This is a genomic window from Flavobacterium sp. T12S277, from assembly GCF_048514875.1.
Taxonomy (GTDB): domain Bacteria; phylum Bacteroidota; class Bacteroidia; order Flavobacteriales; family Flavobacteriaceae; genus Flavobacterium.
The window spans coordinates 1-21,087 of record NZ_JBLYEG010000023.1; the positions used below are offsets into that span (position 1 = coordinate 1).

At 35.0% G+C, this 21,087-nt stretch carries 19 protein-coding genes; 10 read left to right on the forward strand and 9 right to left on the reverse strand.

The features are described from left to right. Positions 1 to 86: 86 nt before the first annotated feature. The gene (locus tag ACN1CN_RS21415) at positions 87 to 659 is read right to left on the reverse strand and encodes a hypothetical protein (RefSeq protein ID WP_419137523.1); all 573 of its coding nucleotides are present in this window, start codon (positions 657 to 659) and stop codon (positions 87 to 89) included. 918 nt (positions 660 to 1,577) lie between these two features. Then, a complete protein-coding gene (gene mnmE, locus ACN1CN_RS21420; RefSeq protein WP_419137525.1) occupies positions 1,578 to 2,978 on the reverse strand; it encodes a tRNA uridine-5-carboxymethylaminomethyl(34) synthesis GTPase MnmE in 1,401 nt (466 codons plus the stop codon). Between the two features lie 182 nt (positions 2,979 to 3,160). On the opposite strand from mnmE, the gene ACN1CN_RS21425 reads away from it, so the two are divergent. Both ACN1CN_RS21425 and ACN1CN_RS21430 read left to right on the forward strand, forming a co-directional pair. Further along, the gene (locus tag ACN1CN_RS21425) at positions 3,161 to 3,994 is read left to right on the forward strand and encodes a universal stress protein (protein WP_419137526.1); all 834 of its coding nucleotides are present in this window, start codon (positions 3,161 to 3,163) and stop codon (positions 3,992 to 3,994) included. Positions 3,995 to 4,063: 69 nt separating this feature from the next. Further along, entirely contained in the window at positions 4,064 to 5,836 is a 1,773-nt protein-coding gene (locus tag ACN1CN_RS21430) for a MutS-related protein (protein WP_419137528.1), read from the forward strand. A 208-nt stretch (positions 5,837 to 6,044) separates the two neighbouring features. Here the strand turns inward: ACN1CN_RS21430 and ACN1CN_RS21435 are convergent, their stop codons facing one another. The 6 genes from ACN1CN_RS21435 to ACN1CN_RS21460 form a co-directional block, all read right to left on the reverse strand. After that, positions 6,045 to 6,674 carry a DsbA family oxidoreductase gene (locus ACN1CN_RS21435; RefSeq protein ID WP_419137529.1) on the reverse strand — a complete coding sequence of 210 codons (630 nt, stop codon included), beginning with the start codon at positions 6,672 to 6,674 and terminating at the stop codon, positions 6,045 to 6,047. 413 nt (positions 6,675 to 7,087) lie between these two features. Further along, entirely contained in the window at positions 7,088 to 8,206 is a 1,119-nt protein-coding gene (gene dnaN / locus ACN1CN_RS21440; protein WP_173967501.1) for a DNA polymerase III subunit beta, read from the reverse strand. 108 nt (positions 8,207 to 8,314) lie between these two features. After that, positions 8,315 to 10,000, reverse strand: a complete 1,686-nt coding sequence (gldG, locus tag ACN1CN_RS21445) for a gliding motility-associated ABC transporter substrate-binding protein GldG (RefSeq protein WP_419137532.1) — start codon at positions 9,998 to 10,000, stop codon at positions 8,315 to 8,317. Then, positions 10,000 to 10,725, reverse strand: a complete 726-nt coding sequence (gene gldF / locus ACN1CN_RS21450; protein ID WP_291286962.1) for a gliding motility-associated ABC transporter permease subunit GldF — start codon at positions 10,723 to 10,725, stop codon at positions 10,000 to 10,002. The genes gldG and gldF overlap by 1 nt, the downstream gene beginning before the upstream one ends. 172 nt (positions 10,726 to 10,897) lie before the next feature. Further along, positions 10,898 to 11,194 (reverse strand): putative quinol monooxygenase, encoded by a 297-nt coding sequence (locus ACN1CN_RS21455; RefSeq protein WP_419137534.1) that lies wholly within the window; start codon positions 11,192 to 11,194, stop codon positions 10,898 to 10,900. A 169-nt stretch (positions 11,195 to 11,363) separates the two neighbouring features. Then, positions 11,364 to 12,191 carry an SAM hydrolase/SAM-dependent halogenase family protein gene (locus tag ACN1CN_RS21460; RefSeq protein ID WP_291286963.1) on the reverse strand — a complete coding sequence of 276 codons (828 nt, stop codon included), beginning with the start codon at positions 12,189 to 12,191 and terminating at the stop codon, positions 11,364 to 11,366. Between the two features lie 238 nt (positions 12,192 to 12,429). Here ACN1CN_RS21460 and ACN1CN_RS21465 point away from each other — a divergent pair, with 238 nt between their 5' ends. The 7 genes from ACN1CN_RS21465 (at position 12,430) to ACN1CN_RS21495 (ending at position 19,571) form a co-directional block, all read left to right on the forward strand. Beyond that, the gene (locus ACN1CN_RS21465; protein ID WP_173967496.1) at positions 12,430 to 13,380 is read left to right on the forward strand and encodes a PhoH family protein; all 951 of its coding nucleotides are present in this window, start codon (positions 12,430 to 12,432) and stop codon (positions 13,378 to 13,380) included. Between the two features lie 133 nt (positions 13,381 to 13,513). Beyond that, positions 13,514 to 13,927, forward strand: coding sequence for a hypothetical protein (locus ACN1CN_RS21470; RefSeq protein ID WP_419137537.1), 414 nt, complete (start codon positions 13,514 to 13,516; stop codon positions 13,925 to 13,927). A gap of 69 nt (positions 13,928 to 13,996) precedes the next feature. Next, complete coding sequence (locus ACN1CN_RS21475; protein ID WP_419137539.1) at positions 13,997 to 14,359, forward strand: DUF1801 domain-containing protein; 363 nt, start codon at positions 13,997 to 13,999, stop codon at positions 14,357 to 14,359. 138 nt (positions 14,360 to 14,497) lie between these two features. Next, positions 14,498 to 15,328, forward strand: a complete 831-nt coding sequence (locus ACN1CN_RS21480; protein ID WP_419137541.1) for a Cof-type HAD-IIB family hydrolase — start codon at positions 14,498 to 14,500, stop codon at positions 15,326 to 15,328. Between the two features lie 232 nt (positions 15,329 to 15,560). Then, on the forward strand, positions 15,561 to 17,909 hold the full coding sequence (locus tag ACN1CN_RS21485; RefSeq protein WP_419137543.1) for a prolyl oligopeptidase family serine peptidase: 2,349 nt from the start codon (positions 15,561 to 15,563) through the stop codon (positions 17,907 to 17,909). Positions 17,910 to 18,037: 128 nt separating this feature from the next. Next, positions 18,038 to 18,481 (forward strand): GNAT family N-acetyltransferase, encoded by a 444-nt coding sequence (locus tag ACN1CN_RS21490; RefSeq protein ID WP_419137545.1) that lies wholly within the window; start codon positions 18,038 to 18,040, stop codon positions 18,479 to 18,481. Positions 18,482 to 18,617: 136 nt separating this feature from the next. After that, entirely contained in the window at positions 18,618 to 19,571 is a 954-nt protein-coding gene (locus ACN1CN_RS21495) for a phosphoribosylaminoimidazolesuccinocarboxamide synthase (RefSeq protein WP_419137547.1), read from the forward strand. 84 nt (positions 19,572 to 19,655) lie between these two features. Here the strand turns inward: ACN1CN_RS21495 and ACN1CN_RS21500 are convergent, their stop codons facing one another. Further along, positions 19,656 to 20,195, reverse strand: coding sequence for an SRPBCC family protein (locus ACN1CN_RS21500; protein WP_419137549.1), 540 nt, complete (start codon positions 20,193 to 20,195; stop codon positions 19,656 to 19,658). A gap of 355 nt (positions 20,196 to 20,550) precedes the next feature. Between ACN1CN_RS21500 and ACN1CN_RS21505 the strand changes: the two genes are divergently transcribed. Beyond that, a complete protein-coding gene (locus ACN1CN_RS21505) occupies positions 20,551 to 20,931 on the forward strand; it encodes an ankyrin repeat domain-containing protein (RefSeq protein ID WP_264524149.1) in 381 nt (126 codons plus the stop codon). Positions 20,932 to 21,087: the final 156 nt, after the last annotated feature.

Genomic DNA, 21,087 nt, shown 5'->3' on the forward strand with positions numbered 1-21,087 from the left:
AAAAAATATAGTTTTTAATCAAAACGGAGGTGGTCATTTTGCTCCGGAATTAGGTGGTCATTTTGAACTGGAATCAGGTGCTCACTTTAAAACGGAATGGGGTGATCAATATAACCGGAATTTGCAGGTATGTTCAGACCAGGTACTAAAGACAGTAACGTAATAGTTGTACCAAGGTTTTGAGCTGTTGTGTTACCCGCAGCCGCAGCCTGAGTCGCAGCCATCGCTCTATTAAGATAGTCGCGCATTGGGTTTACTGAACCGCCCACACCTGATAGGATATCGTTAAACAACTGCTCATTTGCTTGCTGTATAGTACCATTACCAATTAATGTTCTTTGGACTACATTAGTTTGTGACATTCCTCTTATAGAATTCAAAGCTTTCACCATAGCAGGTTGATCTAGTGTATAAAGACCATCCACCACTTGTTGTCCTGAAGTTGCCAGTACAGCGTCTTTTATTTTGTTAGGAACTTGTAAGGCTCTTAAGAAGGCATTTCCCATTATTCGGTTTTGCTCCTCGGACCAGATGTCTAGTTTATAATAAAAGATGTAATCATTTCCTTCTGTATGTATCCATGTGCCATCATTAGTAACGCCACGTGTTTCAAGTATAACATAATCATGTTTCTCAAAATTGTCAATAATAGTGCTCATTGTTTATTTGTTTTTGGGGTTGTAATCATTGCTACAAGAATTTATAACTACCTGTAACAACTAACCTTAGACCACCAGACTTTCCGGTGTTTCTAAAGTATTTGTCCTACTCATGAGGCTTTTCGGTTTCCGCCCCTGTAATAAAAACCTCTACAGGAAGGTTTGTTTAAATGGGTGCTGCAGCATTGTTTTTTTTCTACTAGTAAACGAATTAAGCAAGACCATAAATCCGTATTTTTTATGTTACTTTTTAGAATATCGTATTCTAAATTACGCTTGGTATTGTAAAAATTAGCTTACTGATAGTTTTTGCTTTTGTAATATTACTCTTCAAAATTACTTTATTACAAAATTATGAGATAGCGTATAAATACTTGATTTTAAATAAATTAGCTTTTTTTTTGTTTGCAGGACTAACCAACAGCTTACAATACACATATGTTTAGTCAAAACAGTAATGCTTCATGTAATATTCTGCTAAGGCTAAAAGGCAAAAATGAGCCATGCTACAACTCGGTGATAGTGTTATAGGATTGCTTGAAAATTCTGGTAAAAGTGACCACCGTATTGCGGTAGAAAAGATCAATTGATTCCGGTTTAAAGTGACTACCTCAAAAGGTCGTGTTTGTAAAGAATAGCTTATGATGGAATGGAGAAAAAGATATCCAGATCACATCTTCGAAGAGCGATTATGGTGGCGAACTTAGTGATATCAAGTTCGCCACGCTCAATGAGCCGGTATGTTTTTCCTTTGCTTTGGTCAATTTTAGACCGTCTAGTCCTTAATTTATTAGGCTCCTGGAGCTAAATTTAAGAAAGTAGTAAAGTGTTTTTGTTGTGCGTGCTGTAAACTCATTTTTACAGAATTCGCAGATTCTGGTAATTTTAAACGCGTTTGTTTAGTGTTGTTTTGCGATGTTATTTCCCAATACAGAAATTAGCAAAAATATTCCCCAGTAACTCATCGTTCGAAACCTGACCTGTGATAAGACCAAATTGGTATAAAGCTTCGCGAATATCAAGTGCAATCAGGTCACTGGAAAGATTAGTCTCTAAACCAAATTTTACTTTCTGAATTTCATCTAATGCTTTAAGTAAAGAATCGTAATGTCTTGTATTCGTTACTATCGTTTCATTGTTTCGGAGGGCTCCGGTATTGACAAAAGAAAGTAATTCATTTTTTAAATCATCAACACCAATTTTCTCTTTAGCTGAAATCAATAATAATTTTGCGTTTAAATTTTCAAGTTTATTGGTGATGTTTGCAACTTCATCAGGAGACAATATATCTTTTTTATTGACAACAATTAACAGAGGTTTTAGCGGATATTTATTTTTGATTTGCTCAATTTCAGAAACAAACTCAGAGCTTGAAACCTGAAACTTGAAACCATCAAACAAATAAATCACAACCTGTGCCTGGTCGATTTTCTCAAATGTTTTTTTGATTCCGATGCTTTCTACAACATCTTTGGTTTCACGAATCCCTGCTGTATCGATAAACCTAAAGCCGATTCCGCCAATCACTAATTCATCTTCGATCGTGTCGCGTGTTGTTCCGGCAATGTCAGAAACAATGGCACGTTCTTCGTTTAACAAGGCATTCAGTAAAGTTGATTTCCCCACATTAGGTTCGCCCACAATGGCAACGGGAATACCGTTTTTAATAACATTTCCAACGGCAAACGAATCAATCAGACGTTTTAAAACAAATTCAATTCGGTTTAATAACTCATGAAATTGCGTACGGTCTGCAAATTCTACGTCTTCTTCGGCAAAATCCAGTTCCAGTTCAATTAGAGAAGCAAAATTTAAAAGTTCTTCACGGAGTTTGGCAATCTCATTACTAAAACCACCGCGCATTTGCTGCATGGCGATTTGGTGAGAAGCTTCGTTATCTGATGAAATCAAATCGGCAACAGCTTCTGCCTGCGACAAATCAAGTTTTCCGTTTAGAAAAGCTCTAAGCGTAAATTCTCCCGGATCGGCCATTCGGCATCCTTTTCTTAACAGCAGCTGAATAATTTGCTGTTGGATGTAAGTAGAGCCGTGACACGAAATTTCAATCGTATTCTCGCCTGTATAAGAGTTAGGACCTTTAAAAACAGAAATCAATACTTCATCCAGCGTTTTAGAACCATCTACAATATGCCCTAAATGTAAAGTATGTGTTTTTTGCGTGGTTAAATCCTTGTTTTTTATGGATTTAAAAACTGAATTTCCGATCGTTATGGCGTCAGAACCTGAAATACGTATGATAGCGATAGCTCCAGCCCCTGATGGGGTAGCCAATGCAACTATAGAATCTTGATTTATCATGTTGCAAAGGTATAAAAAAAGGCACAAAATTACGAACTCAAAGCTGACTTGAAAATGAGGATTTAAGTTTTTTAAAATGCCAATTTTAATAAATTGTCAAATGTTAAAATACTGATAATTATCAGTTTGTTTTGAGCCTAGAATGATTAAATTTGAGAAACAAACCTTTAATCTCAAACAAAATGAAAAAGATATTATTTCCAACAGATTTTTCTGAAGCGGCAACAAATGCTTTTGTTCACGCCTTAGAATTTGCTAAAATTGTAAATGCCGAGCTTGTTTTGTTGCATACTTTTGAGATTCCGGTTTACGACAGTCAATTTTTCCCCGAAAATTACGCTTCGATCTACAGTTCGATCGAATTGGCAAAATTTGAAATGTTTAAAGACGAAATTCCAAAGCTTAGAGCCATTGCTGCCGAGCGAAAACTGGATTCAATTGTGATCAAACACCGTTTGATGGATGGAGATTTAATTTACAATCTCAAAAATGCGGTAGAAGAGGACCATATCGATTTTGTAATCATGGGAACTTCAGGAGTTTCGGACTGGACGAAATTTTTTCTCGGATCAAACACCAGCTCTGTAATTTCAGAGGTTAAAGTTCCTGTTTTATGTATTCCGGCAGCTGCGAAATTTAAAAAAATAAAAACAATTGGTTTTACAACCCGTTACCGTGAAAAAGATAAAGCCGAGCTTCGTAAAGTTTTGGCAATTGCAAAGAAAACAAATGCGAAGGTAAAAAGTTTGTATGTCAGGGCATCCAATACAGATGTTTCTGATGCCACAATTAAAGAGTGGGATAAAGAATTTGCGAATGAAAATGTAGAGTTTTTGGTTCTGCCAAGTGACGAAGTAAAAGAAACCATTCTTGATTTTGTACTTTATAAAGATCTGGATGTTTTAACGGTTATTACACACAAAAGATCTTTCTTCGAAAGTATTTTTGAATCGAGTTTCTCAAAAAAGATCACCAAAGAAGTTTCGATACCTGTTTTGGTCATGCATGAAACCTAAAATCTATTAGAGAATTACTACTGGAATGTAAGTGTAAAACCTATATTTGTGTTTCATTAAATTAGAAGAATGGAAGCATATCAGAATAAAGTTGAGCACTATACAGGACGTTTTAATAAAATCAACAAAAAATACAATAGCATTAGTATACTGCGTCTTTTAAGCGTATTTCTATGTTTGTTCTTATTGTTTTATTACATTAAAACCAACGAAATACTTTATGCAGCTTTTGCTTTTTTGTCTTTTGTTGGTTTTCTTTTTTTAATGCGAATTCATTCTGCTCTGTCTTTTCAGAGAGAACTTACTAAAGCAATTTTGAAACTAAATCAGAATGAAATTGCGTATTTAAAAAGAGAAAAAATCTCTTTTGAGAATGGAGTAGAATTTAATGATTTTAGTCATCCTTATGCGTACGATCTTGATGTTTTTGGAGATCATTCGCTGTTTCAGAATTTAAACCGAACGGCAACTTATATTGGTAAAAAGACATTGGCAGATCAATTATTGAAGCTGTCTTCGAATGAAACTATTCTTGAAAATCAGGAAGCGATCAATGAATTAAAAACAAAAATCGATTGGCGTCAGGATTTCATGGCTTTAGCGATGATTAGTTATGACACCAAAGAATCTTACCAATCTTTAGTTCATTGGAATTCATTTAAAAATAATATTTTACCTAAAGTATTAATTGCAATCTCGGTTATTTTTCCAAGTTTGTTTTTAGGCTTTTTGGCAGCCTATTTTATTACTTCAAAAACAATTTTATTATCTTATCTGAGCTACATTTTTATTGCTAATATGATTGTTTTGGGGAGTTCTTTTAAACGAATTCAGTCGGAGATTGCCAAAGCGGATAATGTAGACAAAATTATCAAACAGTATAGTTTATTGGTTCAGAAAATAGAAACCGAATCTTTTCAGTCTAAAAGATTAATTGATTTGCAGCAGCAGCTTATTTTTAGAAATGCAACCGCAAGCAAACACTTGAAAGATCTTTCGGAGTTGTTTTCGAGAATGGATACCATTAACAATTTTGTAACCGCTACTGTTTTTAACGGTATGTTTTTGTTCAATCTGCACGTTTTGAAAGCACTTTTAAATTGGAAACAAAACTATTCGGCTGAACTTGAAAAATGGATTGCTATTATTGGAGAATTTGAAACATTGAATAGTTTAGCCAATTTGGCTTACAATAATCCGGACTTTGTTTTTCCGGAGATCAACTCAGACTATAAAATTGGGTTTTCAAATCTGGGACATCCTTTATTAAATCCGGAAACGAGAGTAGGGAATGATACTCATTTTTACCCTGAATCTTTTATGATTCTGACAGGTTCTAATATGTCGGGAAAAAGTACTTTTTTGAGAAGTTTGGGGATCAATATGGTTTTAGGCGGAATAGGTTCAGTTGTTTGTGCATCAAAAGCGGAGCTGCATCCACTTCCAGTATTAGTTTCAATGCGATTGTCTGATTCGTTAGCAGATAGTGAATCCTACTTTTTTGCTGAAATTAAGCGTTTGAAACAAATTATGGATGCGTTGGAAGAACGCCCTGCTTTTGTTTTGCTGGATGAAATTTTAAGAGGAACAAACTCCGATGATAAACGAAACGGAACGATCGAAGTCGTTAAAAAAATAATCGCCAGGAAAGCGATTGGGGCTATTGCGACACACGATATTGAGGTTTGTTTGACAACAAATGAATATCCTGATATTTTAACCAACCAGTGTTTTGAAGTGGAAATTAAAAATAACGATCTTCATTTTGATTACAAACTTCGAAGCGGAATTTGTAAAAATAAAAGTGCTACTTTCCTGATGCAAAAAATGGGAGTTATTTAGAAGATTTTAGATTGCAGATTTTAGATTATTGACCGCGAAATCTATTGTTATAAACTGTGTATTGGGTTTGTCACACTGAGCGGAGTCGAAGAAGACAACAATTTTCTTTTTATTTTTTAATTCTTAGGAGAGTTAATACATACAGCAAGCGACAAAGTAATCGCACAGAAAATCTGCAATCTGCAATCTGCAATCTAAAATCTACAATCTATTTCTGCATTTCTTTAATGGTGTTCACAAAAGCTTCCACAGGCTGAGCCCCGGAAACGGCATATTTTCGATCAAAAACAAAAAACGGAACTCCTTGCACACCAATTTGATTGGCTTCATGTATGTCGGAATGAACGTCGTTTAAATAAAGTTTTTCATCTTCTACGACTTCTTGTACCTCTTTTGGGTCTAAACCAGCCTGAACGCCTAATTCGATTAGGGTTTGGGAATCGTTTAAATCTTTTCCTTCGGTAAAATATGCTCTGAAGAAAATTTCCTCCATTTGATCACCAAGGCTTTTCGTTTTAGCCAAATGAATGATACGGTGTGCTGTTAGTGAATTTGAAATGATCGCTTTATCAAAATGATAGTCCAAACCTACGCTTTTTGCGCGTTCTGTGACACCTTTGTGCATTTCGATGGATTGCTCAGCAGAAAACCCTTTTCGTTCCGCCAGAAACGTATAAACATCTTTACCTGATTGCGGCGTGATCGTTGGGTCGAGCTGAAAGCTTTTCCATTCAATTTCAAATTCATCATTTGGAAATTCAGCTAAAGCTGTTTCCAGTTGTCTTTTTCCGATATAACAAAACGGACACATGATGTCCGACCAAATTTCTATTTTCATTTTGCAAAGTTAAAAAAAAAGGTTTCAGGTTTCAAGTTGTTGGTTTGATATAATCGATATCGTATAGACCCGACAGGTTTTTAAAACCTGTCGGGTCTAAATGTTCAATAAAATAAATCCCAAATTCCAATTGTTGATCATTAGAATTTGGGATTTATATTTATTAGAATTTGAAATTTTATTCTTTTTAGAAAGAAACTCGCATTTCAACCTGAAACCTGAAACTTGAAACCTGAAACCTGAAACCTGAAACAAAAAAATTACCAAAAATAAAAAACCGCAAATCTTAAAAAAAGAATTGCGGTTTCTAGGTATAAAAAATGGTTGGTTAATAGCGATGTTATTTTTTTTACAATGATATGTCTTTAATTTCAAACTAAAAAAAATCTCTGTAACAAAAAGAAGTTTTGATGTTAACTATTTAACATTACAGGCATTACCAGCATTGTTACAGTTTCGCCTTCCTCTAAACCGTCAACCGGCGTAAGGATTCCTGCTCTGTTAGGCAATGACATCTCCAACATAATCATATCCGATTGCAGGTTCGTCAGCATTTCAGTTAAGAAGCGAGAGTTGAAACCAATTTGAAGATCATCTCCTTGATAATCACAAGTTAATCTTTCTTCGGCTTTGTTGGAGTAATCGATATCTTCTGCAGAAACATTTAATTCAGCTCCGGCAATTTTTAAACGAATTTGGTGTGTAGTTTTGTTAGAGAAAATGGCCACACGCTTAACTGAACTTAAAAATAGAGAACGGTCAATCATTAATTTGTTTGGATTTTCTTTTGGAATTACCGCTTCATAGTTAGGGTATTTTCCATCGATTAAACGACACGTTAAAATATAATTGTCAAATGAGAAAGTCGCATTTGAATCGTTGTATTCGATTTTTACTTCGGCATCAGAAGTTCCTAAAATACTTTTTAAAATATTCAAAGGTTTCTTTGGCATAATAAAATCAGCTACCTGAGACGCTTTTACGTCTGTACGGGCATATTTTACTAATTTGTGTGCATCTGTTGCTACAAAAGTTAATCCTTCAGGTGAGAATTGGAAGAAAACTCCGGACATTACCGGACGTAAATCGTCATTTCCGGCAGCAAAAATAGTTTTGCTTACAGCAGTAGCTAAAACATCAGCAGGAACAAGTGTTACCGACGGTTCTTCAAGACTTACCGATTTTGGAAATTCTTCACCGGCAGCGTATGCTAAAGCATATTTTCCAGAGTTAGAACTAATTTCAACAGTATTGTTTTCTTCAACCGTAAAAGTTAGGGGTTGTTCCGGAAACGTTTTTAAAATTTCAAGCAAAAGTTTAGCTGGCACAGCAACACTTCCTTTACTTGTAGAATCGATTGATAATGTAGCAGACATCGTAGTCTCAAGATCCGAAGCCGAAACTGTCAGCTCGCTGTTGTCTAGTTCAAATAAAAAGTTGTCTAAAATAGGCAACGTATTGTTGCTGTTAATTACACTACCTAAAACTTGTAATTGTTTTAATAAGTACGAACTCGATACTATAAATTTCATCTCTATTATTTTATTTTTTTGCTCTTTTCTTTAGTTTTTCTTCAACTAAGATAGGTTTTACAAATATATCGTAAACAATCTTAATTTAAGTAATTTTTTTATTAACATCTACTTGCTGTACTTTCTTCTTCGCATATAGGTAAATACCAATCCAAAAATCAGTAAAATTAGAATTGGAAGTCCGATAGTTATGAACTGTGTGAGTGTATAATTTTCATAAACCTTCTCTTTGTCCAATAGGGGCAGGCTGACATCTTTACTTCTAATGTTAATAAGTCCGGTATCATCCAGCAAATAATTGATGCAATTCATCATGAAATCTTTGTTGTCATACAGGTTTCCGGTACGCTGATCATAGCCCAATTCTACAGGCATCATGTTTTTGTCCAACTGATTTCTGGCCAAATCACCATCGGCTATTACAATCATTTTGTTTGGTTTTCCTTTCGCTAAAAATGAATTTTCTTTGAAAGGCAAAACACGATTTTCAAAAGCGGAATGGAAGGATCCTTCCAGTAAAACGGAAAGCGGAATATTGCCTTTGTTTGCATATTCCTGAGGAGATGCTTTTTCGGTTACACTGTTTAGATTGATTGGAGCAGGAGTTCCAATTGCTTTTGAATAGGGAGAAGATTGCAGTAAAACTGTTTTTTTGATTCCGTTTTTTAAGGTGTCAATCGGACTCGCAAAATCAAATCGGATGCCGCCTAAATTTTTCACAATCGGATGTTGGCTGGTTGGGTACACCTGCGGGGCATATTTCCAAATAAAGTCCTGATATTGTGTAGCGCTTCCTTGTTCGCCAGTAGCCAGTTTAATAGGGCTTCCTTGTTCGTCTTTGATCAAATCAGGATTGATTCTGAAGCCGTATTTAAAAAACATATCGTTCAGATTCAGATCTCTCGGATAGGCCAGAGTTGCTCCAGCCTGGTTGTAAAGACTGTCCATGTCGGCAGCCACCTGATCGATTAACCATAAAGTTTTACCTCCGTTCATGATAAACTGATCCAAAACCTGTTTTTCCTCGTCAGAGAAAGTTTCTGTTGGTTTTGAAATAATGGCTAAGTCGTATTTTTTAAGCGCTGCTAAAGTTTCAGTCGGGCTTTTGGCTACAGAGTCTAATGTAAACGGACCGATGTAATAGCTTTCGCGAATTTGCTGCAGCATTTTGGCAATGTGAATCTCGTTCAACTCTCCATTTCCTTTTATAATGGCGACCTTTTTTTGTCTGTCTTTACTAATTTTATTGATCGCATCTGCAATCGAATATTCTAAATGCTGAATCGATCCGATTACTTTTTGGGTAGTTGAAGCTCCCATGATGTTTTTCAACAGCGGAATATTAACTTCCTTATTGTTGTAAACCGCAACAGCCCATGGGAAAACCATAGCCTGAGATTGTTTTCCTTTGTCGTCGACAGTAATATTTATGGGTGTTAGGCCTTTTTGATAAAGCGATTTAATAACATCCATGCTCTCGTCTTCGTTTTCTAAAGGATTAACGAATTCAAAGACAATATTGTGGTTATAGGCCTGAAATTCTTCCAACAGCTGACGTGTTTCTTGTTGAAGACGTCTAAAATCTGGCGGCAGTTCACCCTGCATATAAATCTTGATCGACAGTGGGTTTTTAACCTGTTTTACGATCTGTAAAGAAGTTTCGGATAAGGTGTATCGTTTGTCTTTGGTTAAATCGAATCGGTGGAAAAATAAACTTCCCAATACATTTAAAACGATTAAAACAAAAACAGTAATTCCTAATGTTTTAATATTTTGTTGAGTAGATGACTTCATTACGCTTTAAAAGATTTTAATTGATAAACAGTAAATGACAGAAACAATACAGTGATGCTTAAAAAATAAACCACATCACGGGTATCGATTACGCCCCGACTCATACTTTTAAAATGATCCTGCATGCCAAGTGTCGAAACAATAGCAGAAGATCCCGGAATCAATGAAGCCAGACCTTCAAAACCAAAATAAAGAATAAAACATAGAAAAACCGAAATAATAAAAGCAACAATCTGATTCTCGGACAGGGTAGAGGTAAAGATCCCGATTGCAGAATAAGCAGCAATCAGAAACAATAATCCGAAGTAAGAGCCAATAGTGCTTCCCATGTCGATATTCCCTTCAGGAGATCCTAAGTTCGAAATTACTTTCACGTAAATAAGCGTTGGGATAATGGCTAAAACAATTAAAAGGAATGAGCCCAGGAATTTTCCGTTTACGATTTCCCAAATCGATAAGGGTTTCGTCAATAACAGTTCAAGGGTTCCTTGTTTTTTTTCATCAGAAAAGCTTCTCATGGTTACTGCCGGAATCAGGAAAATTAAAATCCACGGAGCTAAGGTGAAAAACGGAGTTAAATCGGCATAACCGGTGTTTAATATATTGTAATCTCCTTCAAATACCCATAAGAATAATCCATTGCTGATTAAGAAAATGGCAATGACCAGATAGCCAATAGGAGAACCAAAAAAGGATTTTATTTCTCTTAAAATGATTGATTTCATGTATAAGGTTTATTCGTTTATTTGTTTAATCGTGTAATTGTGTAATTGTTTTTTTTGTTTCAGGTTTCAAGTTTCAGGTTGCTTTACTTTGCCTGTTGTTTGTAACTTGAAACTTGAAACTTGAAACTTGAAACTTGAAACTTGAAACTTGAAACTTGAAACTTGAAACAAACTAATTTAAACTCACCAGCTTATCCACGCTCCACGCTTCGGGTTTGGCATTAAAAAGTTTTTTGGTAAAGTCCCAAACTGTATTAAAAAGTTCAGATCGTCTGTAATTTTCCAAATCCTCTTCGGTTTCCCAGTAACTATAGGTGAAAAAAATGCATTTGTCATTTTTATCCTGATACAGTTCTAAGAACCGATTTCCATCTGCTTTTCGTATTTTGTCTTTCACACTTTCGAAATTCTCCAGAAAATCAGGAATTTTTTCTTCGTGAAAACTCATTTTTACTATTCGAACAAACATATTGCAATTTTAGATTTTTGATTTTAGATTTTTGATATCTCAAATACTAAAGGTGCGCAAAAATACCAAAATTGATTGTTCTTTTGATGAAAAAAAATAAATTCCAATAATGAAAATCCAAACTCCAATTTTTCAGTGTTTTAAATCTAAAACAGAATGTCAAAAACGATTACAAAAATTTAATCGTAATCACATCTCTGTAATTCAATCCTAACAAGCTATTGGCAGAGCCCACCTTGGAAGGATTGCTTCTGAAAATGGCAATTTCAAGAAAGCCGGCTTCGTTAAAAATCGCTAGTTTTTCGCCTTCATAGGTTTTTATAGGATATTTTTCCGAACTCGCAATTGCAGAATAATTGGGTAAAATAGTCTTGATACTTTTGGGCTTCATCACAATTTCATAGGATCGGCCTTTTGCAACTTCTGTAAATTGTCTTTTAGAAATGTTGGTGACCACATTTCCGAAATGATCGATATAGATCACATATCCTTTTATAGAGTTGTTGTCACTGGCCACTACAGGCTGTAGCTCTGTGATTTGCTTGATTTCTTTAATTTCCTTGCCAATAACATTAAGTAAACCTCCCTTGGAAATGTGGCAGGCTACTTTTATAAAAATATCCAAATCACTAAATTCACTCGGGAATCGGTCGTGGATGTTGACGGCAACAATTTTTTGCGGAACAATCTTTTGCGTAAGCATGCTCAAAATACCGTTATCAGCACAAATAAAGTAGTGATCGTTCCATTGCATGGCAATATGCTGATTTTCTTTATTACGTTCGATATCCACTCCAATCAGGTGAACAGTTCCTTTGGGAAAGCTTAAATAGGCTGCGCCGATAACGTAACTTGCTTCGGCTGTGTTAAATGGGTCAATGTCATGCGAAATGTCAACAAGTGTAACCTCTGGATACTCAGATAGTATTTTACCCTTTAGCGAACCAACAAAGTGGTCTTTTAAGCCGTAATCGGTAGTGAGGGTAATTATTGACATAATTTTGTTTATAACTATTGGTAGTATTTAAATCTAATTTTCATTAAATTTGAGAAATGCAAAGCTAGTAATAGTAATTGCAAAAACGAAAAAATGAAATGATAAATTGCAATTATTAGTCTGAGTTTTCAGTCTCAGTCACCTTAACTGAAAACTACTGCTAAAGCTGCGACTAAAAAAGACCCGACAACTACTGATTTATAAAAACTGATTTATTTTTAATTAAAAACTATCTCATTTGAACGAAAGAATTATCGAGCTCATAGACATCGCTCCAAAAGACTTTTGGGGCGCTCAAGACACTCATCTTGAAATCATTAAAAAGTATTACCCAAAGCTTAAAATAGTAGCGAGAGGTACCACTTTGAAAGCGTTTGGCGAAAAAGAAGTTTTGGATGAATTCGAAAAAAGGTTTCAGAGGCTTATGCTTCATTTTACCCGATACAACAACATTGATGATAATGTAATTGAACGAGTAATCATGAGTGATGGTCAGGATGAAAAAAAAGCATACGATCATGACAAAATACTAGTTCATGGTGTTGGCGGTAAAATTATTAAAGCCATGACGCCTAACCAGCAGTTACTGGTAGATACCATCAAAAAAAATGATATGGTATTTGCTGTAGGACCTGCCGGAACCGGAAAGACGTATACGGGTGTTGCAATGGCGGTAAAAGCACTTAAAGACAAAGAAGTAAAAAGGATCATATTGACGCGACCAGCGGTAGAAGCAGGAGAAAACCTGGGTTTTTTACCTGGCGATATGAAAGAAAAACTAGATCCTTATATGCAACCTCTTTATGATGCTTTACGAGATATGCTTCCCAATGAAAAGCTCGAAGATTACATTTTAAAAGGAATTATTCAGATTGCGCCTTTGGCTTTTATGCGCGGACGTACACTTGATAATGCCTTCGTAATTCTGGATGAGGCACAAAACACCACGCATTCGCAAATGAAAATGTTTTTGACCCGTATGGGAAAAAACGCCAAATTTATGATAACAGGTGATCCCGGACAGGTCGATTTGCCACGCAGGACCATTTCAGGTTTGAAAGAAGCTATTCTGGTTTTAAAAGACGTTGACGGAATTGGAATTATTTATCTCGACGATAAAGATATTGTACGTCACAGATTAGTCAAAAAGGTAATTGACGCTTACAAACAAATAGAAAATCACGATTAATTTTTTTATAAAATGTCAAATGTAAATCGTGAAATGCGTTTTGACATTTATTAATATTCGTTTTATGTCTATCTTTGAGTAGAGAGGCGTAAAACGAATATTTTTTTGTTAGAAGTTTAAAAAGTAGAATTTAATGAAATTTAGAATTATCCCTATTTTAGTTCTTGTTAGTTTGATTTCATGTAAAAAATCAGAAAGTTTGCCAAATAAATTTGTTGGAACCTGGTATGATACTGAATATATAATTCCGAACAAATCAATCTTGAAGATAAACAAAGACAGTACTTTTAAATATCAAAGTGCAGGTTGTGATTGGAGAGTAATTTCTAAAGGGAATTGGAAAATAGTTGGAGATTCGATAGAACTAAATAGTACAAGTAGTGATACTTGTTACAAGATGTTTCCATTTGTAGAATGCATTCCTTTTGGGAAATTTGATAGAAAAGACATTTTAACAATACCCAACTGTGAACCTGCGAATAATGCATCATTCGCAATTTTCGCCAAAGAAAAATTTTACATCAAAAATGATTCTATTAGTGTATAAGTTAAAGCCAAGTTCCAGTTGTCCGGATACTTTGAAAATTATTTTTGCAAAAACTGAAAAAATCAGAAGATGAAACAACTGGATGATTTCTACCTAAAACAGGAAGAACCTATAAAAGGGATCTTTCTTGCTGTAAAGGAAATTATCCTCAAACAAGATCCTGACATTACCAACGTTTTAAAATACGGAATGCCCTTTTTTTGTTACAAAGGAAAAATGTTTTGTTATTTATGGACGCACAAAAAATACAAACAGCCTTATATCGGAATTGTAGAAGGAAAACATTTTGAGGAACCTTTTTTGCTTCAGGAAGCCCGATCCAGAATGAAAATTATGCTGTTCGATGCTGAGGAAGATTTGCCCATAGAAAGGATTGAAAAGATTTTGGAACAAGCTTTAAATTTATATAAAAACGGAATTGTTAAAGTTTAAATGTTTAAAATGCAGTATTTAACGAAATAGTTAAATATATAATAAACTTGTCGTATTTGGCGCTTTCAGAGCCCGAAATCTTTGCTCTTGTGCATACAAAGCAGTATTTTTGCAATGGATAAATACCTGAATTTTAATATGACAAAGCTTAAAAATATAAAAGTTGTAGTAAGTGACTTAGACGGAACTTTACTCAACCCTCAACACCGAATATCAGATTACACCAAATCAATTTTTCAGGAACTACACCATCAAAATTATCTTATCGTAGTAGCTACAGGCCGTCATCATCTTGATGCGATGGCTATTGTTGCAACGCTTGAAGTTCCGGTTTATCTCGTAAGCTCAAATGGAGCAAGGATTCATTCTCCTGAAAAAGAAGAACTTTTTGCGTTCGATTTAAAAAGCGACGTGGTAAAGGCAGCTTTAAATGTGGATATTGACCCGGAAATTACAGTGGTTTTGTTCAAAGAAAATGTTTGGCAAACCAATAGGGTAAATGAAAGACTAAACGCTTTTCAAGCCGAGTTAAAATACCGTCCGGAATTAGTGGATTATAAGACGCTGGAAGATTTCGGAGCCATTAAAATATTCTTTTCTCATGAGAATCACGAAAAATTAGTAGCCTTAAAAGATGCCATTTTAGCCAATTCATCCAGTGATTTGCACCATGCCTTTAGTTTGCCAACTTGTTTGGAATTCATGGATAAATCAGTTGATAAAGCCGTTGCGATCCAGCGTGTTTTAGAAATAGAAGGATTTTCTCTGGAAGAAGCAGTTTCCTTTGGTGATGGCTTTAATGATGTACAAATGTTAGCGTCAACCGGAAAAGGTTTAATTATGGGAAATGCTCCGGCTTTGTTAAAAGAGACGTTACCGGAACTGGAAGTAATTAAAACTAATGCCGAAGATGGAGTTGCCAGCTATATCGCTTCGAAGATTCTGAATAAAGAATTGGCTGTTAATTAATATTTTTAGTCCTTAATTTTAAGCATTTTTACGACTTAGCAATTCATTAAAACAGATAACGTACAGACGGTTTACGTCTTATAGGCCGTTAGAGTATCATAAATTTTACGAATCCCCGAAGATCACTTTGGGGATTTTTTTGTTAATGATAAGTGATTGAGCGTGTGAAGTTGTAAAAACATTTTTTTAATAATTTTCAAAGTGTATTTTTGTTTGATCAAAAAACTATACCATGACAAAAAACATTTTTATGCTTGCCTTTTTTACGCTTGCGATTTCGGGCAATAGCCAAACCCTGAAATTGGAAGAAATAATGAAAGGCGAATCTTTTATCGGAAATCAACCCACTTACGGACGCTGGTCTTTAGATGGGAAAAAAGTATATTTTGAGTGGAATCCAACCAATGATTTGGGTGCAAATACGTATTCCTGGCAAAAAGGAGCAGTAAAGCCTGTTTTGGTGGAACCCAAAGAAGCTGCTTTTTCAAAGTTAGATTTTAAAAGGAAACCGACTTCAGATGTAGTGTATTACAGCGATAAAGGAGGTTTGTATTCGTATTCAATCAGTACTAAAACGATTAAAAAAATTATTCAGCAAAGTACTCCAATCTCAAATGTAGAACTTGGTACGGCGGCAGAAACGGTATTTTTCGAGCAGAACGATAATATTTTTAAGTACAATGCAAAAGAAGGGACCGTTTTACAACTAACGAACTTTACTAAAGGAACAAAAAAAGAAAAAGCTCCTGAGAAAGATTCTTTTTTAAAGACCCAGCAAAAAGAACTCTTTCAGTTTATCAGAGATGCAGCGGCTAAGAAACAATGGAATCTTGCGAAAAGCAAAGCTGTTAAATCTGATTTTGCAAAAGAATATTTTTACGGAAAAGATAATTTTTACAATTTAAAAGCCAATCCAAACGGAAATTTTGCCACTTTTAGCCTGGCCGAAGAGGCAGACACTAAAAAAGAAAAAATGGAAGTTTTTATAACGGATGATGGTTATAATCAAACTCCGAATACAAAAGACAAGGTTTCGACGGCAAATTTGGTAAAAACGAAATTCGGAATTTACTCTGTTGCAAAAGACAGTGTTTACTTTGTTAATTTCTCGACTTTGAGTCATATTCAGGATCATCCGAAGTACTATGAAGCGTACGACAATTTAAAAAATAAAGCTAAGGAAGACCGTTTAATTACAGCACAGGCTCCTGTGTATAACGAAAATGGCTCTTTGGCAATTGTGGAACTTAGGAGTCAGGATAACAAAGACAGATGGCTGGTAAGCTTAAATGCTGACAACGGATCGTTTAAAGAAATTGAGCATCAGCATGACGATGCCTGGATTGCAGGTCCCGGAATTCCTTCTTATTCATTCGATTCGGGAGTTCTTGGCTTTTTAGCAGATAATGAAACCATTTATTTCCAGTCAGAGGCTACAGGTTATTCTCATTTGTATACATACAACCTAAAAACGGGAAAGAAAACGCAACTAACCAGTGGAAATTGGGAAGTTCGTGATGTGACCCTGTCCAATGATAAAAAGACATTTTATGTAACGACCAACACTACACATCCGGGGAACAGAAATTTTTATAAATTGCCTGCTGCCGGTGGTACTTTGGAACCTATTTTAACCAAAGACGGTGCACATGAAGTAGTGGTTTCTCCTGATGAAAAGTCACTTTTAGTGCGTTATTCGTATAAAAATATCCCTTGGGACTTTTATATCGCCGACAATAAAAAGAATACTAGTTTACAGCAAATCTTATCTTCTGTTTCTGAAAGTTTCAAAGAATACAAATGGAGAGAACCGGAGGTAATTACTTTCAAAGCACAGGACGGAACTCCTGTAAATGCGAGATTGTATACGCCAAAAACAGAAAATGCCAACAAAGCGGCCATCATTTTTGTTCACGGTGCAGGTTACCTGCAAAATGCACACAATTATTGGAGCAACTATTACAGAGAGTATATGTTTCATAATTTACTAACTGATTTAGGCTACACGGTTCTGGATATAGATTACAGAGGAAGTGATGGTTACGGACGCGATTTCAGAACCGGAATTTACCGTTTTATGGGAGGAAAAGATCTGTCAGATCATCTTGATGGTAAAAAATACTTAGTTGAAAAATACGGAATCGACGCCAACAGAGTGGGTATTTATGGTGGATCATACGGTGGTTTTATTACTTTAATGGGAATGTTGACCACTCCTGGTGAATTTGCTTCTGGTGCAGCCTTACGTTCTGTTACGGATTGGGCGCATTACAATCACGGATATACCGGAAACATTCTGAACTTCCCTGAAACAGATCCGGAAGCCTACAAAAAAAGCTCTCCAATTTATTTTGCGGATAATTTAAAAGGAAATCTGGTGATGTTACACGGAATGGTAGACGATAATGTAGAATACAAAGACATCGTTCGTTTATCACAGCGTTTTATCGAACTTCAAAAGAAGAACTGGAGTCTGGCTTCATTTCCTGTTGAAGCACACGGATTTAAAGAAACGTATTCCTGGATTGACGAATACAGCAGAATCCTGAATTTGTTTAATTCGACATTATTGAAAAAGTAGTGTTTAGTTTTCAGTCTCAGTCACAGTCGCAGTTTGAAAACTGTAAACTGAGACTGTATACTGAGACCGAGACCGAGACTGCGACTATACGTAGAAAAACGAACAATTAGAAATAGACATTTAAAGTTTTGAATAAACTGATTTACAAAGTAGAGAATGGCGACTATACGGCATTAATGCATGTTTGGGAATCTTCGGTGAAAGCTACACACGATTTTTTAACGAATGAAGATTTTGAGTTTTATAAAAAGCTGATTCCTGGCTTCTTTGAGCACGTAACATTACATGGTGTAAAAAATGAGGTAGGGGAGATTATTGCTTTTATGGGAACAAATAATGAAAATCTGGAAATGTTATTTGTTTCGGCAAATGAAATTGGAAAAGGTATTGGAAAAGAACTTTTGCTGCATGCTATTCAAAATTTAAACGTGACAAAAGTTGATGTTAATAAAGATAATTTGCAAGCTTTGGAATTCTATCAGCATTTTGGTTTTGAAGTAAAATCTGTTTCTGATGTAGACGGTTGCGGAAAACCATATCCGATTTTACATATGGAATTAACAAATGCATAAGATAATAACAATCGCAATTTGCAAACTGTAAACTGCGACTGAGACCGTGACTAAAAAAAAGAATCTGAATAGGTTCTTTTTTTCTTTTAATTAGTTTTAAATTTGCATTCATAAAAAACAACACAACACTAGAATAATGAGTAATACAATCACAACTACAAACTTCAGTTTCCCAAATCAGAAATCGGTTTACCGTGGAAAAGTAAGAGAGGTTTACAATATCAATGACGATCTTTTAGTAATGGTAGCAACCGACAGACTTTCGGCTTTTGATGTGGTTTTGCCAAAAGGAATTCCGTACAAAGGACAAATCCTGAATCAGATTGCAACAAAATTTATGGAGTTAACGCAGGATATTGTACCAAACTGGTTGATTGCAACACCGGATCCTAATGTAGCTGTGGGACATTTATGTGAGCCTTTTAAAGTAGAAATGGTGATTCGTGGATATGTTTCAGGACACGCTGCACGCGAATATGCTGCCGGAAAAAGACAAATCTGCGGCGTTACAATGGCAGAAGGTTTAAAAGAGAACGATAAATTTCCGGAACCTATTATTACACCAACGACAAAAGCAGATAATGGTTCTCATGACGAAGATATTTCGCGTGAAGATATTTTATCAAAAGGAATTGTTTCTGAAGAAGATTACCTTGTTTTAGAAAAATACACCCGTGCTTTGTTTCAAAGAGGAACTGAAATAGCAGCAAGTCGTGGCTTAATTTTGGTAGATACTAAATATGAGTTTGGAAAAACAAAAGATGGTGTTATTGTTTTAATTGATGAAATTCATACACCTGATTCTTCGCGTTATTTTTATGCTGACGGATATCAGGAAAGACAGGAAAAAGGAGAGGAGCAAAAACAATTGTCAAAAGAGTTTGTGCGTCGCTGGTTGATCGAAAATGGATTTCAAGGTCAGGAAGGACAACAAATTCCGGATATGACAGACGAATATATCCAGTCAGTTTCGGAGCGATACATCGAATTGTACGAGAATATTTTGGGAGAAAAGTTTGTAAAAGCTGATATCGATAATATTGACCAACGTATCGATAAAAATGTATTAGGATACCTTTCAGGAAAATAATATTTTTTATACCTACCTTATTATTAAACCCGACAAGTTTTTAAAAGCTGTCGGGTTTGTTGTATAAAAAGGATTCGATAAATTTTATTCTTCCATTTTGGTTTTTAAGTTTTCCAAACCTTTTTGCAGGTCGTTACCAATCATTTGGTCCATTTTCATCATAGGCAGCATAATATTCATTGGGTAAGGAATAACACCACTGATGCCCCATTTTACTTTGGTTTGATTTCCCGGTGCGGTTTCTGTCGACATAAAACCTATCGCAGTATCATCCATTGGTTTTTTGAAACGTAGCGCAAAGTCAATGCGTTTGCCTTCTGTAATCTTGGTAATTTCCTGTTCGCCCTCACCAACTTCTTTTACCTGGCTTTCCCAGGCCGAGATTGAACCAACACTACCATCAGTTCCTTTATAAGTCGATTTCATTTTGGGATCAAGGTTGGCCCAAACGCTAAATTCATTTTGATTCTTAAGAGATCTCACATATTTAAAAACACTGTCAACAGGTTTGTTGATGGTAATCTCTCTTTCTATAGCATAATTTTTAGGCATAAAATAAGCTGCAATCAAAACGACAGCAACAATAAGAATTAAAAGGATCAGAATTTTTTTTAGGATTTTCATAGTTTTTTGGTTTTAGGTTGTTATTTTTTTTGCTCACCTGGTTAAAGTGTAACTCCTTTACTGATAACGTTTTTTGTACTGTAAAGTTATTAAAGTTACGCCTCGTTTTTGTCACGGCGAAAAAAAATAATAAGATTTTATACATTTTTTTATTGTAAAGTGTAACATATCGACTTTTCAAGCGTCTATTAAGAAAGCAAACAACTAACATTCAAATTACTTTAAAAGGCTTTTATTAATTGAATGTTAAGAATTAGTTAAAACATGGTACTTTGTTATACATAATACAGAAAATAGAATTACATTTACATAGAATTTAAAAAATCATCAATCAATCAGTTAACAATCAATCATTATGAAAAATTCAATCATTTATTTAGGAGTTGCTTTAGTAGCATTTGCAAATGTCTCAATGGCATCAAATCAAACATCAGTTGTGAAACCACAATTGGAAATTGTAAATAGTTTTTCAACACCGCTAAATGTCGCAGTTAGTAAAGGAGATTTAGATTTCGTTAAAAAATTATTAGAGTATGGGGCTGACGTAAACGAGATGTCAGAAGGTTTATCACCTTTAATGATCGCCGCACGTTATAACAAAGTGGATATTTTGAAAGTGTTATTAGCAAAAGGAGCTGATGCTTCTGCTAGAAATGAAAAAGGTTTTACCGCTTTGAAATATGCACAATTATCAAACGCTGCAGAAGCTATAGCCATTTTAAAAGATTTAAAATAAAAGTTTAAATCGAGTTTTTGAGTTAGTATATGAAACGACCTTCCTTGAGCAGAAGGTCGTTTTTCATTTTATATAGCGTTGTCTCTTTTGCGCTATTATTTCACAAAGTCACACAAAACGTACACAGAGAGTCACAAAGATTTTAATTGAATGTGA

Excerpts from the sequence above, each read along its gene's own strand:
- ACN1CN_RS21415 (WP_419137523.1), bottom strand. The coding sequence starts at position 659 with ATGAGCACTATTATTGACAATTTTGAGAAACATGATTATGTTATACTT.
- mnmE (WP_419137525.1), bottom strand. The coding sequence starts at position 2,978 with ATGATAAATCAAGATTCTATAGTTGCATTGGCTACCCCATCAGGGGCT.
- ACN1CN_RS21425 (WP_419137526.1), top strand. The coding sequence starts at position 3,161 with ATGAAAAAGATATTATTTCCAACAGATTTTTCTGAAGCGGCAACAAAT.
- ACN1CN_RS21430 (WP_419137528.1), top strand. The coding sequence starts at position 4,064 with ATGGAAGCATATCAGAATAAAGTTGAGCACTATACAGGACGTTTTAAT.
- ACN1CN_RS21435 (WP_419137529.1), bottom strand. The coding sequence starts at position 6,674 with ATGAAAATAGAAATTTGGTCGGACATCATGTGTCCGTTTTGTTATATC.
- dnaN (WP_173967501.1), bottom strand. The coding sequence starts at position 8,206 with ATGAAATTTATAGTATCGAGTTCGTACTTATTAAAACAATTACAAGTT.
- gldG (WP_419137532.1), bottom strand. The coding sequence starts at position 10,000 with ATGAAGTCATCTACTCAACAAAATATTAAAACATTAGGAATTACTGTT.
- gldF (WP_291286962.1), bottom strand. The coding sequence starts at position 10,725 with ATGAAATCAATCATTTTAAGAGAAATAAAATCCTTTTTTGGTTCTCCT.
- ACN1CN_RS21455 (WP_419137534.1), bottom strand. The coding sequence starts at position 11,194 with ATGTTTGTTCGAATAGTAAAAATGAGTTTTCACGAAGAAAAAATTCCT.
- ACN1CN_RS21460 (WP_291286963.1), bottom strand. The coding sequence starts at position 12,191 with ATGTCAATAATTACCCTCACTACCGATTACGGCTTAAAAGACCACTTT.
- ACN1CN_RS21470 (WP_419137537.1), top strand. The coding sequence starts at position 13,514 with ATGAAATTTAGAATTATCCCTATTTTAGTTCTTGTTAGTTTGATTTCA.
- ACN1CN_RS21475 (WP_419137539.1), top strand. The coding sequence starts at position 13,997 with ATGAAACAACTGGATGATTTCTACCTAAAACAGGAAGAACCTATAAAA.
- ACN1CN_RS21480 (WP_419137541.1), top strand. The coding sequence starts at position 14,498 with ATGACAAAGCTTAAAAATATAAAAGTTGTAGTAAGTGACTTAGACGGA.
- ACN1CN_RS21485 (WP_419137543.1), top strand. The coding sequence starts at position 15,561 with ATGACAAAAAACATTTTTATGCTTGCCTTTTTTACGCTTGCGATTTCG.
- ACN1CN_RS21495 (WP_419137547.1), top strand. The coding sequence starts at position 18,618 with ATGAGTAATACAATCACAACTACAAACTTCAGTTTCCCAAATCAGAAA.
- ACN1CN_RS21500 (WP_419137549.1), bottom strand. The coding sequence starts at position 20,195 with ATGAAAATCCTAAAAAAAATTCTGATCCTTTTAATTCTTATTGTTGCT.
- ACN1CN_RS21505 (WP_264524149.1), top strand. The coding sequence starts at position 20,551 with ATGAAAAATTCAATCATTTATTTAGGAGTTGCTTTAGTAGCATTTGCA.